The organism is Bradyrhizobium sp. 1200_D9_N1_1 (assembly GCF_052075915.1).
In the GTDB taxonomy this organism is placed as follows: Bacteria; Pseudomonadota; Alphaproteobacteria; order Rhizobiales; family Xanthobacteraceae; genus Bradyrhizobium; species Bradyrhizobium diazoefficiens.
Genome location: NZ_CP197226.1, coordinates 2,301,884 through 2,317,454 on the forward strand (window position 1 = coordinate 2,301,884; position 15,571 = coordinate 2,317,454).

Genomic DNA, 15,571 nt, shown 5'->3' on the forward strand with positions numbered 1-15,571 from the left:
CGGCTGAGACCGTTTCTTCTTTGAAGACATTAGCTTGCGTCCAATTGCGAAGCGCGTCCGCGGAGGACCGCTGTCTGGCCCGAATGTTGCCCTTCAGTATGACGGGTTTAGAAAAAGATCATACGAGGGGAGTGCTGATCTTGGCCAATGCGCATCGACGGAGCGAACGGTCTCGGACTGCTTCCTGTGCCGGTCCCGCTGTTCTCTTCGGTGGGCTTATCACCGCCAACATCGTCGCATGGGCCTGGGCTTTCGCGCTGTTCGCCGACCGGCCTGTGGTGATGGCGACCGCGCTGCTCGCCTGGGTGTTCGGCCTGCGCCACGCTGTGGATGCCGATCACATCGCGGCCATCGACAACGTCGTGCGCAGCCTGATGCAGACGGGCGGTACGCCGCGATCGGCCGGCCTCTATTTCGCGCTCGGCCATTCCAGCGTGGTCGTGGTCGCGACCATGCTCCTCGCGCTCGGCGTGGTGAGCCTTGGCGGTGATGGCCTGCTCAAGGAGATCGGCAGCTTCATCGGCGCATCGGTGTCGGCGCTGTTCCTGCTGGTGATTGCGGCCATCAACCTCGCCATCTTCGCCAGCCTGTGGCGGACCTTTCGCAAGGCGCGCGAGCAGGGCATTCGTGACGCCGCCGGGCTCGATGCATTGCTGGCTCATCGCGGTATCCTGGTGCGCTTGCTCGGCCCCATGTTCCGCCTGGTGACAAAACCCTGGCACATGTATCCGCTCGGCTTCCTGTTCGGGCTCGGTTTCGACACTGCAACTGAGATCGGCCTGCTCAGCATCTCCGCCTCTGAGGCCGCGCGCGGCGCTTCGCTCGCCGACGTCATGGTCTTTCCCGCGCTGTTCGCCGCCGGCATGGCACTGGTCGACACCGCGGACTCGACGCTGATGGTCAGCGCTTATCGCTGGGCCTTCGTCGATCCCATGCGAAAGCTCTGGTACAACCTCACCATTACGGGCGCTTCCGTCGCGGTCGCGCTGTTCATCGGCGGCATTGAGGCACTGGGCTTGATCGGCAACCGGCTCGATCTCTCCGGCGGTGTGTGGACGCTGATCGACGCCCTCAACGAGTCGCTCGCCAATGTCGGCCTCGCCGTGATCGCGTTGTTCGCGATCGCCTGGCTGCTCTCGATCGTGCTCTACCGCCGCCTAATTGCGGGCAGCTCGGGCCTTGCCGACACGGAAGTCCTGGAATGCGCTGATGCGACCGAGGCGGTCTGAGTCTTGCCGACGCTGCGGTCCGCCGACGGTACTCTCAGCCCTCTGGCTCCTCGTGGTTGACGGCAACGCCTTCGCACAGAGCGATGGCGGCCTGCGCGAACTGCCGCCGGTCCAGATTTTTGCCGGCCAGACACCGCGTCACAAGAGGCCGCCCGCGTCGCGGCACGCCGGCACATCGACACGGGCCGGTCATCGGATCTTTGTGTATCCGGCAGCAGCGCCAGCGTCGGGCACCCGCAGTGTCGCCTCCGGCCCAGAGGGGCCGCCGGGCATGGCCAGCGCGCTCACCGTCTCCGGCGAAGAGCTCAATGCGCGCCCCTTCACGCGGCCGGGCGAGGTGCTCGAAGCCGTGCCGGGGCTGATCGTGACCCAGCATTCCGGCGAGGGCAAAGCCAACCAGTATTTTGTGCGCGGCTATAATCTCGACCACGGCACCGATCTCGCAATCTATGTCGACGACGTCCCCGTCAACATGCGCACCCACGCGCACGGCCAGGGCTATGCCGATCTCAACTGGCTGATCCCGGAGACCATCAGCGCGATGGACGTGCGCAAGGGCCCGTACTTCGCCGACGAGAGCGATTTCGCCTCCGTCGGCAGCGTGCGCATCGGCCTGATCGACCGCACCGAGAAGGGCCTCGCACAGGTGACTGCCGGCAGCTTTGGCTATCGGCGTCTGCTCGGCATGGACTCCGCGAAGCTCGGTGAGGGCGCGGTGCTCGTCGCCGGCGAGATCGGCACCTACAACGGCCCCTGGGACAATCCGGACAATGCGCGCAAGCTCAACGGTCTCGTGCGTTTTAGCCAGGGCACCGCGACGGATGGCCTGACCGTCACCGGCATGGCCTATGCTAACAAATGGAATTCCACCGACCAGGTGCCGCAGCGCGCGATAACGAGCAGCTTTCTCGACCGGTTCGGCTCGGAAGACTCGACCGACGGCGGAAACACCAACCGCTTCGCGCTCTCGGGCCGCGTCGCGCAGAGCGACGAGCTCGGCTCATGGAAGGCCAATGCCTATGTCGTGAAGAGCCAGCTCGATCTTTTCAACAACTTCACCTATTACCTCAGCGATCCCGTGCTCGGCGACCAGTTTCACCAGCACGACGACCGCCTGATGGCCGGCGCCAATATCTCCCGTACACTGAACGGCTCGTTTGCGGGCCTGCCGATGCAGACCACGGTCGGCCTGCAATCGCGCTATGACGCGATTGATCTGGCGCTGACCAACACGGTCCACCGCAGCTACCTCTCCAGCGTCCGCAGCGACAAGGTCGGCGAAGGCAGCGTCGGCGTCTACGCCGAAAATACCCTGCGCTGGACCGATTGGCTTCGGACCACCGTCGGCTGGCGCGGTGACTATTATGCCGCCAACGTCATCTCGCTGTTCAATTCCAACAACTCCGGCCACGCTGATGCCTCGCTCGGCAGCCCGAAATTCCGGATGGTGCTCGGTCCCTTCAACCAGACCGAATTCTTCCTCGGCGCAGGCTACGGCATGCACTCGAACGACGCCCGCGGCGCCACCACGACGGAAGACCCCAGCGATCCCGCCACAAAGCTCTCGCCGTCGCCGCTACTGGTGCGCACCAGGGGCGCTGAGGTCGGCGTTCGCAGCAGGATCATTCCCGGCCTCGACACCTCGTTCAGCGTCTTCATCCTCGACCAGGATTCCGAGATCCTGTTCTCCGGCGATGCCGGTAACACCGAGGCGACCCGCGCCAGCCGCCGCTATGGCTTCGAGTGGACCAACCATTGCCGGCCGCGATCCTGGATCGATATCGACGCCGATCTGGCGATGACCCGTGCGCGCTTCCGCGGCTATGACAGCGACCAGGCGGAGGTCTACGCCGCGCTCGCCGGCTATCCGGAGGCGCAGATCGGCAACGCGCCCGGCAATTACATTCCGAACGCGCCGCCGATGGTGGCGTCCGCCGGCATCACGCTCGGCGAAAAGACCGGCTGGTTCGGATCATTGCGCTGGCGCTATCTGGCGGCGAGCCCGCTGACGGAAGACAATGCGTTCCGCTCGTCAGCGACCGGCATCTTCAATGGCCGCCTCGGCTACCGCGCTGACAATGGCTGGCGCATCCAGCTCGACGTGCTCAATCTGTTCGACGCAAGAGCGAACCAGATTACCTATGCCTACGGTTCGTTGCTCAAGACCGACGCGCTGTACAATCTCTGCACCGGCGGCGTTGCGCCCGCCGCGGTCTGCCGGAACGGAGTGATGGATTACGTGCTGCATCCGGTCGAGCCGCTGTCGTTCCGCTTGACGGTCGCGGGGACGTTCTAGCTAGTCAGGTCGGGAGTCGCGAAAGGTGCGCTCGCCGGTGATGATGGCGGACAGCATGCTCTGGCGCGACATGATTTCTTCGCGCAGCGCGGCGTAGATGTGCAGGATGACGAACACCACGATGAACCACATGCCGAGATGATGGATGGTGTGGACGTCCTGGCTGTTCGGAAAGATCTTGAACACCCAGCCGAAGAAACGATACCACAGGCTGTCGATGCCAGCGCCCTCGGCATAAAGGGCAAATCCGGTCATGATCATCCCGACCATCGCGAGGATGAACAGGAACATCGCGGTATTGGCGAGTGGGTTATGGCCGACATATTTCTTCGGGTAGCGCACCAGGAAGAGATACCAGCGCAGCTCGTATAGAAAACCCCAGCGCCAGATCCGGTTGTAGAACGGCAGCGCGAAGAGTTGCCGTGCATAAGCGTTGCCGACGATCGCCCAGTAGATGCGATAGAGGAAGGCAACGGCAAGCGCCTGTCCCGACGCGAAATGGATGAAGCGGATATAGCCCATTGTGTACCAGTTGGAAGCCTCTCCCGGCATCGACGGCAGCGGCGAGGCGATCAGATAGCCGGTGATCACGAGCATGGTGATGAGCGCGGCATTAAGCCAATGCCAGATCCGCACCGGCGCTTCGTACACATAGATCGATTGGCGGCTCGTCCCCGCGGCGCCGATCGCATCGAGCGTGCCGGGAATCTCGGAAATCTCAGTCATCGATTGCTCCTGCCCAAAAGCGATCCGACGCAGGAACAAACGAATCAGCTCACTCTTTCCGACAATATCGCGCGCGCTCTCTTGCAAAATCCCCGCCGCGAAAAAAATTCGTACAGCGCTTATGCGCCGCATGATGCGTCGAAATGGAAACATGTTTTATCTCATGCTGGAAATTCGCCTTTCAGGCCTTGCTTGAAACTGCTTGCGGTTTCTTCATCGCAAGCGGCGCAGTCGTTCAATTTGCACGCGGCGCAACGCTGAGCGTCGCCGCGTTGGAGGCTTCGTTCGCTGCGGAGCAGCAGTTTTCGATTTACCGATGATTAGGGGAGTGGCCGCATCGTCGCATCATTGCGAGCTTTCCGAGAACGGGTATTGCGAAATGAATCTGAGCTTCGTTGCACGCGTTTTTGCCCGGGATGGGCAGTCGATGTCAGGCCTATTTCACGGCCATGGGCGGATGAACGCCGCCGCCATGAGTCTTCCCAAGAGCGAGCCGGTCTTCGCCAACGTGTCGATCCGGGCAAAGATCATGATCGGCTTTGCGGTCGTGCTGCTGCTGTCGGCCGTCACCATGGCCGGCGCCTGGTTCGGCTATGAGAAGATCCTCGACGGCTTCGGTGTCTACCGGGTTAGCATGTCAGAGTCCGACTACGCGCGCGAGATCGACAGTTCCCTGTCCGCCTATCAGAGCAACGCGCGTTATTTCGCCATGGCTGGCACCAAGGAGGCGGAATCTGCGGCCGAGGAGGCGAGGCGAAGGCTGGAAGGAGCCATTACCGCGGCCAAGACCGAGACCTCCACCTTGAGCTGGCAGCAGTCCATCAAGGAGCTGTTCGAGGCCTATCGCGCCTATACCGACGCCTTCAACAAGGTGCTGGCCTTGCAGTCGGAGATCAGCCGGTCGGGTACCGTGATGGAAGATCAGTCGCGTGCGATCAAATCCATCCTTGCGGATGCGAAGGTATCGCCCGGCGATGCTGATGAAATCGGAGGCGCGCTCAACCGCTTTGAGGTCGTTGATCTGCTCGCAACCGCCGAGCTGAAGCGCCATGATGACGCGCTGGCGCAGGCCGCCGCGCAACGCCTCGAGACGATCAAGCGCCTGGTCGATCGCGGCGCGTTGCGCTCGATGGACGCCATCGGCGAGAAGGCGCTTGCCGATCGTCTCGCCTTCTATGGCGAAAGCGTCGCACGCGTCGTGGCGTCCGCGCAGGAAATCGACCGCCTCGTGGAAAGCATGTGGAAGCTGCGCCATAGCCTGTCGGGGGCGGCGAGCTCGCTCAAGCGCGTGGCACTGGCCGAGCAGGCCGAGGCTGAAAAGAAGACGTCGGAGCAGATCGCCAGCGGCCAGTCGGTCGTAGTGGCGCTGGCGCTGGCATCGATCGCCATCGGCCTCGTGCTGTCCTTCGCTGTCGGACGCGGCATTGCGCGTCCCGTGATCGCCATGTGCGCTGCCATGACGGAACTCGCCCGCGGCAGGCACGAGATCGTGCTGCCGGGCCTCGGCCGCCGCGACGAGGTGGGCAAAATGGCCGGCGCCGTCGAGATGTTCAAGCGCCAGGCGATCGAGCGCACCGAGCGGGAGGCGGCCGAGATCGAGGAGCGCAACAGGTCGGCAGCGGAGCTTCGCCGTTCGGAGCTGACGCGATTTGCCGGCACGTTCGAGACCGCGGTCGGCGACATCGTCAACGACATATCGAGCTCGGCCCGGCAACTGGAAGCCGCCGCCTCGACGCTGTCGCGCAATGCGGAAGCGACCGGCGACTTGACGACAGCGGTGGCTGGCGCTTCCCGGGAAGCGGTCGGCAGCATCCGTTCGGTCGCCGCCGCCGCCGAGGAACTGTCGCTTTCGATCAACGAGATTCGCTCACAGGTGCGCAACTCCAACGACATCTCGGAAAGTGCGGTGCAACAGGCGCGGGACACGGACGTGCGCATTGCCGCATTGTCCGAGGCCTCGCACCGGATCGGCGACGTCGTAAAACTGATCACGGCGGTCGCGGAGCAGACCAATCTGCTGGCGCTCAACGCCACGATCGAAGCGGCGCGTGCAGGCGATGCCGGCCGCGGTTTTGCGGTGGTGGCCTCTGAGGTGAAATCGCTCGCCAGTCAGACGGCGCGCGCCACGGAGGAGATCGGCGCGCACATCCAGGGCATGCAGCAGGCGACGGGTGAATCGATCGCGGCGATCAAGACGATCGCCGGCACGATCGGGGAGATCTCGTCGATATCAGGCTCGATCGCGACCGCCGTCGATCAGCAGACGACGACGACGCAGGAGATCGCGCGCAGCGCCCAGCATGCGGCCTCCGGTACCGGTCAGGTCTCGACCAATCTCGAACAGGTCAATCGCGAGGCAACCGAGACCGGCGCGGCCGCCTCCGCCGTGCTGCAATCGGCCCGCGGCCTGACCGAGGCCAGCCAGCGCCTGCGCGTCGAGCTCGACGGTTTCATGGCCAATGTTGCCGCAGCCTGAGGTCGGCCTATCCTGCCAACAGGTGATTGCAAGAGCATGGGTGTGTTGTGGTAGTGAATGGCGAGGTTCGCGGTACACCGCGGCCTGAGAGCGCCTACCCAAGGGACCACCGATGAACCGTGACCTCGATCTCGCCGGTTTTGAGCTGCACCCGCAGCGTGGTGCGGTGCTGGGCGAGGTGCATGCCCGCCCGTTCACCCGGCTGACGGCGCCGCTCACCGTGCTGCGCTTTGCCTTTCTCAGCCAGGGCGAGGTTGCCGCCGCCAATCGGCAGAAGTTTGTCGCGTTCTGCACGTCGCACGGGCAGGAGCCGCCGGATGAAGGAACGAAACATCATCAGGTCGCTATCGGCGCGATCCAGCTGCGCTGGGAGCAGCACTCGGAGTTCACCACCTTTACCTGGATCCTCGGCAACGCGGATACGTCCGCTCGGAGTTTCGGCGAGATCGGCGATGGGCCCGCCGCATTGATACGCTCCCTGTCGCAGTCCGGCCAATTGCTGGTCGCGGTCAAGCTCGGGGTCGAGCAAACCTCGGCGGCGCTGGAGCGTGCCCAGGAGGTTTTCGAACGAGGCAGCCTCGCGATGGCGGCGGTCCGCAGCGGATCTGCCGTGGTCGCCTCCGACTTTCGCGCGGACGACCATGGTTTTGTTCGCATCCTCATCTGCAACGACGGCCTGTCGCCGGGCCGCTTGGGCGCTCTGGTGCAGCGCGTGCTGGAGATCGAGACCTATCGCACGCTGGCGCTGCTCGGCTTGCCGGCTGCGCTCGAACTCGCACCATCGGTCGATCACATCGGGCGCCGACTGGTCGAGGTGCTCGAGGAGATGCAGGGTGCGGAGGGCCTCAAGCTCAACAATCACCTTCTGACCGAGCTGACTGCGCTCGCCGCCTCGCTCGAGCGCGGCGCCGCCGGCAGCCTGTTCAGGTTCGGGGCCAGCCGGGCCTATTACGACATCGTGCAGGCTCGACTTGGGGTGATCGAAGGCGGCGAGATCGCAGGCTATCCGACCTGGTCGTCGTTTCTCGCCCGCCGGATGGCGCCGGCGATGCGGACCTGCGCCGCCCTGGAGGAGCGTCAGGCCAATTTGTCGATCAAGCTTGCGCGCGCCGCCGACCTCCTGCGCACCCGCGTCGACGTCGAATTGGAGGAGCAAAATCGTGACCTCTTGCGTTCGATGAACGAGCGCACCAAGCTGCAATTGCGCCTGCAAAGTACGGTCGAGGGCCTGTCGGTGGCAGCGATCGGCTATTACGTCGTCAGCCTGTTCGGGTATCTTGCCAAGGGCGCGCATGACGGCGGCGTACATGTCGAGCCGTCGCTGGCGACCGCGCTGTTCGTGCCGGTCGCTATCGGCGTCACCTGGATTGTCACGCACCGGATTCGCCAGCGGCACTTGAAGCATGACGGCGCGACGTCGGGTGGGCATGATTGAGTTCCCTCAAGCCAGAGCCTTGCTCTTGTGCTACGAGCGACGGATGCTTGCGGGCTAAGGAGGAGCCATGAGCCGATCGGATGGGACGACCAACGTGCTTTGGCTGCAGGGAGCCAGTTGCGGCGGCTGCACCATGTCGATCCTCGAAAGCGGCGCCTCCGGCTGGTTCGACGAATTGAGGCAGTTCGGCATCAACCTGCTGTGGCATCCGTCAGTGAGCGAAGAGACGGGCGAGGAAGCGGTCGAGGTGCTCCAGTCCGTTCTGGACGGCAAGGTGCAGCTGGATCTGCTCTTGCTGGAAGGCTCCGTCGCCCGCGGCCCGAACGACAGCGGCCGCTTCAACATGCTCGCGGGCACCAACCGCTCGGTCTATCGCTGGATGCTCGATCTCGCGCCGCTCGCCGACTACGTGATCGCGGTCGGAAGCTGCGCTGCCTATGGCGGCGTGCCGGCCGCGGGATCGAACCCGACCGATGCCGTGGGGTTGCAGTTCGAAGGTTCCGACAGCGGCGGCGCGCTGGGCGCGGGCTTCCGTTCGCGACTCGGTCTGCCCGTCATCAATGTCGCGGGTTGCGCGCCGCATCCTGGCTGGATGATGGAAACCATCCTAGCACTGACCAGCAAGGATCTTGCCGCGACCGATCTCGACGGTTACGGACGGCCGAAATTCATCGCCAATCATCTTGCCCATCACGGCTGTTCGCGCAACGAGTTCTACGAGTTCAAGGCGAGCGCCGAGACGATGTCGGAGCGCGGCTGCCTGATGGAGCATCTCGGCTGCAAGGCGACGCAGGCGGTCGGCGACTGCAACCAGCGCTCCTGGAACGGCGGCGGCTCCTGCACCAAGGGCGGCTATGCCTGTATCGCCTGCACCTCGCCGGGATTCGAAGGGGCGCAGAACTTCCTGGAGACCGCCAAGCTCGCCGGCATTCCGGTTGGTTTGCCGACTGACATGCCAAAGGCCTGGTTCGTCGCGCTCGCGGCATTGTCGAAGTCGGCGACGCCGCGGCGCGTGCGGCTGAATGCGACCGCCGACCACGTCGTCGTGCCGCCGGGCCGTTCGACGGCCAAGGGCAAGCCATGACGCGGATCACGATCGGCCCGTTCAACCGTGTTGAGGGCGATCTCGAAGTCCGCCTCGACGTCGAGAGCGGCCGCGTCATGCGCGCCGAGGTGACGGCGCCGCTCTACCGTGGTTTTGAGCAGATCCTGGAGGGACGGCCACCGCTCGATGCGCTGGCGCTGGCGCCGCGGATCTGCGGCATCTGCTCGGTCTCGCAATCGGTCGCGGCGGCTGCCGCCCTGCGCGACGCCATGTCGATCGAGGCTGCGCCCAACGGGCTGCTCGCCACCAACATCGCCCATGCGGCGGAGAATGCGGCCGACCATCTGACCCACTTCTATATCTTTTTCATGCCCGACTTTGCCCGCGAGGCCTATGCGGCGCACAGCTGGCACTCGGAGACGCGCGAGCGCTTTGCAGCAACCCGCGGCAGCGCAGCGCGCGATGCCCTGCCGGCGCGGGCGCGGCTGCTCGAGACCATGGGCATCATCGCCGGGAAATGGCCGCATAGCCTCGCGTTCCAGCCAGGCGGCTCGACGCGCGCCATCGACCTTGGCGAGCGCGTCCGGCTGCTGTCGATCACGACGGCCTTTCGAAGCTTTCTCGAGCGTGTCGTCTTCGCGGACTCGCTCGAGAATGTGCTGGCGATTGCCTCCGCGGACGAGCTGGATAGCTGGCGCGACGGCCGCGGCGGCGATTTCGCCCATTTCCTGCGGCTTGCGGACAGTCTTGCGTTGACCGGGCTCGGCAGGGGCACTGGCTTGATGATGAGCTACGGCGCCTATCATGGCGTCGACGGCGAGTTGTTTCCACGCGGCCTGTTCGGTCCGTGCGCCACGATCGAACCGCTGCCGCTGACGCAGATCACCGAGGACGTCTCGCACGCCTGGATGCGGGATTCCTCCGCGGATCCCGCCCATAGCAGCACGGTTCCGGATCCCGACAAGCCGGCGGCCTATAGCTGGTGCAAGGCGCCGCGGCTGTCGGGCCAGCCGATCGAAGTCGGCGCGATCGCGCGCCAGACGGTGGCCGGTCAGGCGCTGATCACTGATCTGGTCGCGCGCGACGGCACCAACGTGCGCAGCCGCGTGATCGCCCGGCTGATCGAGACCGCGCGCATCGCGCTGGCCATGGAGCAGTGGACGCGCGCGCTGCGATTGTCGGAGCCATTCTGCAACAATGCGCGCGAGATCCCCGACGGAAGCTATGTCGGGCTCGTCGAAGCCGCCCGCGGCAGTCTCGGGCACTGGATGGCGGTAAGCCAGGGTAGGATCGAGCGCTACCAGATCATCGCGCCGACCACCTGGAATTTCTCGCCGCGCGATTCCTTCGACGTCGGCGGCCCGCTGGAGCAGGCGCTGGTCGGCACCGATGTCGGCGATGCCGGCCCACGTGCGGTCGCGATCCAGCACATCGTGCGCTCGTTCGATCCCTGCATGGTGTGCACCGCGCACTGACCGGAAACTTCGTTGCCGGCTGCAAATCGAATTGTTTCCGCTTCTCGTATCTCCAGCGTCCTCGTGTACCGCTCCTGCGAGCAATTCAAACACCCAACGTTCTGGAATCTCTCCACTTTTGAATCGCTCCAGGCTGTTGGCCTGCTTCTTGCTGTCCTTGGCGTCATCGAAAAGTCAAAGCGAAGGCGGGAGGATACATGGGCGCGGCGACGGAAACGTTTTACAGCGTGATCAGGCGGCAAGGCATCACGCGTCGGAGCTTTCACAAATTTTGCAGCCTGACGGCGACGAGCCTCGGGCTCGGGCCGCTGGCGGCGAGCCGCATCGCGAACGCGCTCGAGACCAAGCCGCGCGTGCCCGTGATCTGGATGCACGGCCTCGAATGCACCTGCTGCTCCGAGAGCTTCATCCGGTCCGCGCACCCGCTGGTCAAGGATGCCGTGCTGTCGATGATCTCGCTCGACTACGACGACACCATCATGGCGGCCGCGGGTCACCAGGCGGAGGCCATCCTCGAGGAGACCCGCGCCAAGCACAAAGGCCAGTACATCCTCGCGGTGGAAGGCAATCCGCCGCTGAACGAAGGCGGCATGTTCTGCATCGACGGCGGCAAGCCGTTCGTCGAGAAGCTCAAGATGATGGCCGAGGACGCGATGGCGATCATCGCCTGGGGCGCCTGCGCGTCCTGGGGCTGCGTGCAGGCGGCAAAGCCCAATCCGACACAGGCGACGCCGATCGACAAGGTCATCACCAACAAGCCCATCATCAAGGTGCCGGGATGCCCCCCGATCGCCGAAGTGATGACCGGCGTCGTCACCTTCATCACCACCTTCGGCAAATTGCCCGAGCTCGACCGCCAGGGCCGGCCGAAGATGTTCTACTCGCAGCGCATTCACGACAAATGCTACCGCCGTCCGCATTTCGACGCCGGCCAGTTCGTCGAGGAGTGGGACGACGAGGCCGCCCGCAAGGGCTACTGCCTCTACAAGATGGGCTGCAAGGGCCCGACCACTTACAACGCCTGTTCGACCGTGCGCTGGAACGGCGGCGTGTCCTTCCCAATCCAGTCGGGCCACGGCTGCATCGGCTGCTCCGAGGACGGCTTCTGGGACAAGGGCTCGTTCTACGACCGTCTCACCAACATCAAGCAGTTCGGCATCGAGAAGAACGCCGATCAGATCGGCATGGTGGCGGCGGGCGCCGTCGGCGCCGCGGTGGCCGCGCATGCGGCCGTGACCGCAGTGAAGCGGCTCGCGACCAAGCGCGAAGACGCCGACCACAACAGCTGAGCGAAGAGAAACACTAGGGTAGGAACACCATGGGTATCCAGACTCCCAACGGCTTCAATCTCGACAATTCCGGCAAGCGCATCGTCGTCGATCCGGTGACCCGTATCGAAGGTCACATGCGGGTCGAGGTCAATGTCGACGCCGACAATGTCATCCGCAATGCGGTCTCGACCGGCACGATGTGGCGCGGGATCGAAGTGATCCTGAAGAACCGCGATCCCCGCGATGCCTGGGCGTTCACCGAGCGGATCTGCGGCGTCTGCACCGGCACCCACGCACTGACGTCGGTGCGCGCGGTCGAGAACGCGCTCGGGATCACCATTCCGGAGAACGCCAATTCGATCCGCAACCTGATGCAGCTTGCATTGCAGGTGCACGACCACGTCGTGCATTTCTATCACCTTCACGCGCTGGACTGGGTCGACGTCGTCTCCGCGCTCTCGGCCGATCCGCGGGCGACCTCGACGTTGGCGCAGTCGATCTCGAACTGGCCGCTGTCGTCGCCCGGCTATTTCAAGGATCTGCAGACAAGGCTGAAGAAGTTCGTCGAGTCCGGGCAGCTCGGTCCGTTCAAGAACGGTTATTGGGGCAGCAAGGCCTACAAGCTGCCGCCCGAGGCCAATCTGATGGCCGTGGCGCATTATCTGGAGGCGCTCGACTTCCAGAAGGAGATCGTCAAGATCCACACCATCTTCGGCGGAAAGAACCCGCATCCGAACTGGCTGGTCGGCGGCGTGCCCTGTCCGATCAACGTCGACGGCACGGGTGCCGTCGGCGCCATCAACATGGAGCGGTTGAACCTGATCTCCTCGATCATCGACCGGCTGATCGAGTTCAACGAAATGGTCTATCTGCCCGACGTGGCGGCGATCGGGTCGTTCTACAAGGACTGGCTCTATGGCGGCGGCCTCTCGGGCCAGAGCGTGCTCGCCTATGGCGACGTGCCCGAACATGCCAACGACTATTCCGCCAAGAGCCTGAAGCTGCCGCGCGGCGCCATCATCAACGGCAATCTGTCCGAGGTGTTTCCGGTCGATCACGCCAACCCCGACGAGATCCAGGAGTTCGTGGTCCACTCCTGGTACAAATACCCCGACGAGACCAAGGGTCTGCATCCCTGGGACGGCGTCACCGAGCCGAACTACGTGCTGGGGCCCAATGCGAAGGGCACCAAGACCGCGATCGAGCAGCTCGACGAGGGCGGCAAGTATTCGTGGATCAAGGCACCTCGCTGGAAGGGCCACGCCATGGAGGTTGGCCCGCTGGCGCGCTGGGTGGTCGGCTACGCGCAGAACAAATCCGAGTTCAAGGATCCCGTCGACAAGTTCCTGAGGGATTTGAACCTGCCGACGTCGGCGCTGTTCTCGACGCTCGGTCGCACCGCCGCGCGCGCGCTCGAATCCGTCTGGGCCGGACGGCAGATGCGCTACTTCCAGGACAAGCTCGTCGCCAACATCAAGGCCGGCGACAGCTCGACCGCCAATGTCGACAAGTGGAAGCCGGAGAGCTGGCCGAAGGAGGCCAAGGGCGTCGGCTTCACCGAGGCGCCGCGCGGCGCGCTCGCGCACTGGATCAAGATCAAGGACACCAAGATCGACAACTACCAGTGCGTCGTGCCGACCACCTGGAACGGCTCGCCGCGCGATCCCAAGGGCAACATCGGCGCCTTCGAGGCGTCGCTGATGAACACGCCGATGGTCAATCCCGAGCAGCCGCTCGAGATTCTGCGCACGATCCATTCCTTCGATCCGTGCCTGGCCTGTTCGACGCACGTCATGAGCCCGGATGGCCAGGAGCTCGCCAAGGTCAAGGTCAGGTAGGAGGTCGCCATGATGGATGCAGTTGCTCCCGCCTCCGACGCCGGGCCCGACCTCGCGGCGATCGCCGCCGACGCTTCCGGAGAACGTGCGGTGGGGCGTCCCACCGTCTATGTCTACGAAGCGCCGGTGCGGATCTGCCACTGGGTGAACGCGTTCTCGATCATTGTGCTGATGGTGACCGGCTATCTGATCGGAACGCCGCTGCCGACGGTCGCGGGCGAGGCGTCCGACAACTTCGTGATGGGCTACATTCGCTTCGCCCATTTCGCAGCGGGACAGGTGCTCGCGGTGTTCTTCCTCACGCGTATCCTGTGGGCCTTCGTCGGCAACCATCACTCCCGGCAGATCTTCTACATCCCGGTTCACCGCAAGCAGTTCTGGAAGGAAGTGCTGCACGAGATCCGCTGGTACGCGTTCCTGGAACGCGAGCCGAAGATGTATGTCGGGCACAACCCGCTGGCGCAAACCGCGATGTTCACGGGCTTCACCCTGTTCGTGGCCTTCATGATCGTCACCGGCTTTGCGCTCTATTCGGAAGGTCAGGGCATCGACAGCTGGCAGCACAAGCTGTTCGGCTGGGTGTTTGCGATCTGGCCGAACAGCCAGGACGTCCACACCTGGCACCATCTCGGCATGTGGGCGCTGGTCGTGTTCGTGATGGTGCACATCTACGCCGCGGTCCGTGAAGACATCATGTCGCGCCAGAGCATCATCTCCTCGATGATCTCGGGCGAGCGGCAATTCCGCGACTGAAACGGGAAGACTGACGATGCCGACATCCTCGCAAGACAATCGCATCCTGGTGCTCGGCATCGGCAACATCCTGTGGGCCGACGAAGGCTTTGGCGTGCGCGCGGTGGAGGAGTTCCACCGCCGCTACGCCGTGCCTGACAACGTCACCATCCTCGACGGCGGCACGCAGGGGCTGTACCTCGTGAACTATCTGGAGGAGGCCGACCGCCTTATCGTGTTCGACGCCATCGACTATGGGCTCGAGCCCGGCCGGTTGAAGCTCGTGCGCGACGACGAGGTGCCTCGCTTCACCGGCGCCAAGAAGATGAGCCTGCACCAGACCGGCTTCCAGGAGGTCATCAGCGCCGCCGACCTGCTCGGCCGGTGCCCGAAGCATCTCGTGCTGATCGGCTGCCAGCCGCTCGATCTCGAAGACTGGGGCGGGCCGCTGACGCCGCCGGTGCGCGACCAGATCGCGCCCTCGATCGATCTCGCCTGCCAGGTCTTGGCCGAGTGGGGCGTCACGGTCAGCCGCCGCAGCGCGCCATTGGCGGAGTCCGAGCGGCTGCTCGCCAATGACATCGATCACGCCAATTACGAGATGCGGCCGGCCTGAGAGGCGCGATCTCCGGAGAAAGCACGATGTGCCTCGGCTTGCCGATGACGATTGTCGAGACGGATGGCGTCTCGGCGCTGTGCGCATTTCGCGGCGAACAGCGCCGCGTCTCCATGCTGCTGCTCTCCAACCCGCCGGTCGGCACCCACGTGCTGGTCTATATCGACACCGCGATCCGGCTTCTCGATGAGGAAGAGGCGCGCCTGATTGGCGCCGCGATCGACGGTCTTGGTGCTGCGCTCGACGGTGAGGATTGCGACCGCTTCTTCGCCGACCTGATCGACCGCGAGCCGCAACTGCCAGCGCACCTGCGGTCCGAATAAGCCAACGTCCAGGAATCAAGTGGGATCACCGCCTCCGCGGCCGGATCGGCGTGCGGGCGCCACAAGCTACCTGGAATGCGTCTTTCTATCTGCAAAGATGGCTTTCACT

Annotated in this window: 12 protein-coding genes; 11 read left to right on the forward strand and 1 reads right to left on the reverse strand. The window is 64.3% G+C overall.

The window, feature by feature from the left end; all coding sequences use genetic code 11:
* Positions 1 to 83 precede the first annotated feature (83 nt).
* Together AB5K84_RS11165 and AB5K84_RS11170 are read left to right on the forward strand one after the other, a co-directional pair.
* Complete coding sequence (locus tag AB5K84_RS11165) at positions 84 to 1,229, forward strand: HoxN/HupN/NixA family nickel/cobalt transporter (RefSeq protein ID WP_011089687.1); 1,146 nt, start codon at positions 84 to 86, stop codon at positions 1,227 to 1,229.
* Complete coding sequence (locus AB5K84_RS11170; protein ID WP_011089686.1) at positions 1,210 to 3,525, forward strand: TonB-dependent receptor; 2,316 nt, start codon at positions 1,210 to 1,212, stop codon at positions 3,523 to 3,525. Before AB5K84_RS11165 ends, AB5K84_RS11170 begins: the two co-directional genes overlap by 20 nt.
* Here the strand turns inward: AB5K84_RS11170 and cybH (AB5K84_RS11175) are convergent, their stop codons facing one another.
* Complete coding sequence (gene cybH / locus AB5K84_RS11175; protein WP_038965636.1) at positions 3,526 to 4,251, reverse strand: Ni/Fe-hydrogenase, b-type cytochrome subunit; 726 nt, start codon at positions 4,249 to 4,251, stop codon at positions 3,526 to 3,528. It abuts the gene before it with no gap.
* Between the two features lie 427 nt (positions 4,252 to 4,678).
* Between cybH (AB5K84_RS11175) and AB5K84_RS11180 the strand changes: the two genes are divergently transcribed.
* The 9 genes from AB5K84_RS11180 to AB5K84_RS11220 all read left to right on the forward strand — a co-directional run bounded on the left by AB5K84_RS11180 (position 4,679) and on the right by AB5K84_RS11220 (position 15,462).
* Entirely contained in the window at positions 4,679 to 6,727 is a 2,049-nt protein-coding gene (locus tag AB5K84_RS11180) for a methyl-accepting chemotaxis protein (RefSeq protein WP_236842126.1), read from the forward strand.
* Between the two features lie 112 nt (positions 6,728 to 6,839).
* Complete coding sequence (locus AB5K84_RS11185) at positions 6,840 to 8,162, forward strand: DUF3422 domain-containing protein (RefSeq protein ID WP_011089683.1); 1,323 nt, start codon at positions 6,840 to 6,842, stop codon at positions 8,160 to 8,162.
* Between the two features lie 67 nt (positions 8,163 to 8,229).
* Entirely contained in the window at positions 8,230 to 9,246 is a 1,017-nt protein-coding gene (locus tag AB5K84_RS11190) for a HupU protein (protein ID WP_011089682.1), read from the forward strand.
* Positions 9,243 to 10,682 (forward strand): nickel-dependent hydrogenase large subunit, encoded by a 1,440-nt coding sequence (locus tag AB5K84_RS11195; RefSeq protein ID WP_011089681.1) that lies wholly within the window; start codon positions 9,243 to 9,245, stop codon positions 10,680 to 10,682. The genes AB5K84_RS11190 and AB5K84_RS11195 overlap by 4 nt, the downstream gene beginning before the upstream one ends.
* Positions 10,683 to 10,879: 197 nt before the next feature.
* Positions 10,880 to 11,971 carry a hydrogenase small subunit gene (locus AB5K84_RS11200; protein WP_011089680.1) on the forward strand — a complete coding sequence of 364 codons (1,092 nt, stop codon included), beginning with the start codon at positions 10,880 to 10,882 and terminating at the stop codon, positions 11,969 to 11,971.
* 29 nt (positions 11,972 to 12,000) lie between these two features.
* Positions 12,001 to 13,791, forward strand: coding sequence for a nickel-dependent hydrogenase large subunit (locus tag AB5K84_RS11205; protein WP_011089679.1), 1,791 nt, complete (start codon positions 12,001 to 12,003; stop codon positions 13,789 to 13,791).
* 9 nt (positions 13,792 to 13,800) lie between these two features.
* Entirely contained in the window at positions 13,801 to 14,544 is a 744-nt protein-coding gene (gene cybH / locus AB5K84_RS11210; RefSeq protein WP_011089678.1) for a Ni/Fe-hydrogenase, b-type cytochrome subunit, read from the forward strand.
* 16 nt (positions 14,545 to 14,560) lie between these two features.
* Complete coding sequence (locus AB5K84_RS11215; protein ID WP_011089677.1) at positions 14,561 to 15,139, forward strand: HyaD/HybD family hydrogenase maturation endopeptidase; 579 nt, start codon at positions 14,561 to 14,563, stop codon at positions 15,137 to 15,139.
* Between the two features lie 26 nt (positions 15,140 to 15,165).
* Positions 15,166 to 15,462, forward strand: coding sequence for a HypC/HybG/HupF family hydrogenase formation chaperone (locus AB5K84_RS11220; protein WP_011089676.1), 297 nt, complete (start codon positions 15,166 to 15,168; stop codon positions 15,460 to 15,462).
* The last annotated feature ends 109 nt before the right edge of the window (positions 15,463 to 15,571 follow it).

Coding starts and splice junctions, on each gene's coding strand:
- AB5K84_RS11180 (WP_236842126.1), top strand. CDS start 4,679: ATGTCAGGCCTATTTCACGGCCATGGGCGGATGAACGCCGCCGCCATG.
- AB5K84_RS11200 (WP_011089680.1), top strand. CDS start 10,880: ATGGGCGCGGCGACGGAAACGTTTTACAGCGTGATCAGGCGGCAAGGC.
- cybH (WP_038965636.1), bottom strand. CDS start 4,251: ATGACTGAGATTTCCGAGATTCCCGGCACGCTCGATGCGATCGGCGCC.
- AB5K84_RS11205 (WP_011089679.1), top strand. CDS start 12,001: ATGGGTATCCAGACTCCCAACGGCTTCAATCTCGACAATTCCGGCAAG.
- AB5K84_RS11220 (WP_011089676.1), top strand. CDS start 15,166: ATGTGCCTCGGCTTGCCGATGACGATTGTCGAGACGGATGGCGTCTCG.
- AB5K84_RS11185 (WP_011089683.1), top strand. CDS start 6,840: ATGAACCGTGACCTCGATCTCGCCGGTTTTGAGCTGCACCCGCAGCGT.
- cybH (WP_011089678.1), top strand. CDS start 13,801: ATGATGGATGCAGTTGCTCCCGCCTCCGACGCCGGGCCCGACCTCGCG.
- AB5K84_RS11215 (WP_011089677.1), top strand. CDS start 14,561: ATGCCGACATCCTCGCAAGACAATCGCATCCTGGTGCTCGGCATCGGC.
- AB5K84_RS11165 (WP_011089687.1), top strand. CDS start 84: ATGTTGCCCTTCAGTATGACGGGTTTAGAAAAAGATCATACGAGGGGA.
- AB5K84_RS11195 (WP_011089681.1), top strand. CDS start 9,243: ATGACGCGGATCACGATCGGCCCGTTCAACCGTGTTGAGGGCGATCTC.
- AB5K84_RS11170 (WP_011089686.1), top strand. CDS start 1,210: ATGCGACCGAGGCGGTCTGAGTCTTGCCGACGCTGCGGTCCGCCGACG.
- AB5K84_RS11190 (WP_011089682.1), top strand. CDS start 8,230: ATGAGCCGATCGGATGGGACGACCAACGTGCTTTGGCTGCAGGGAGCC.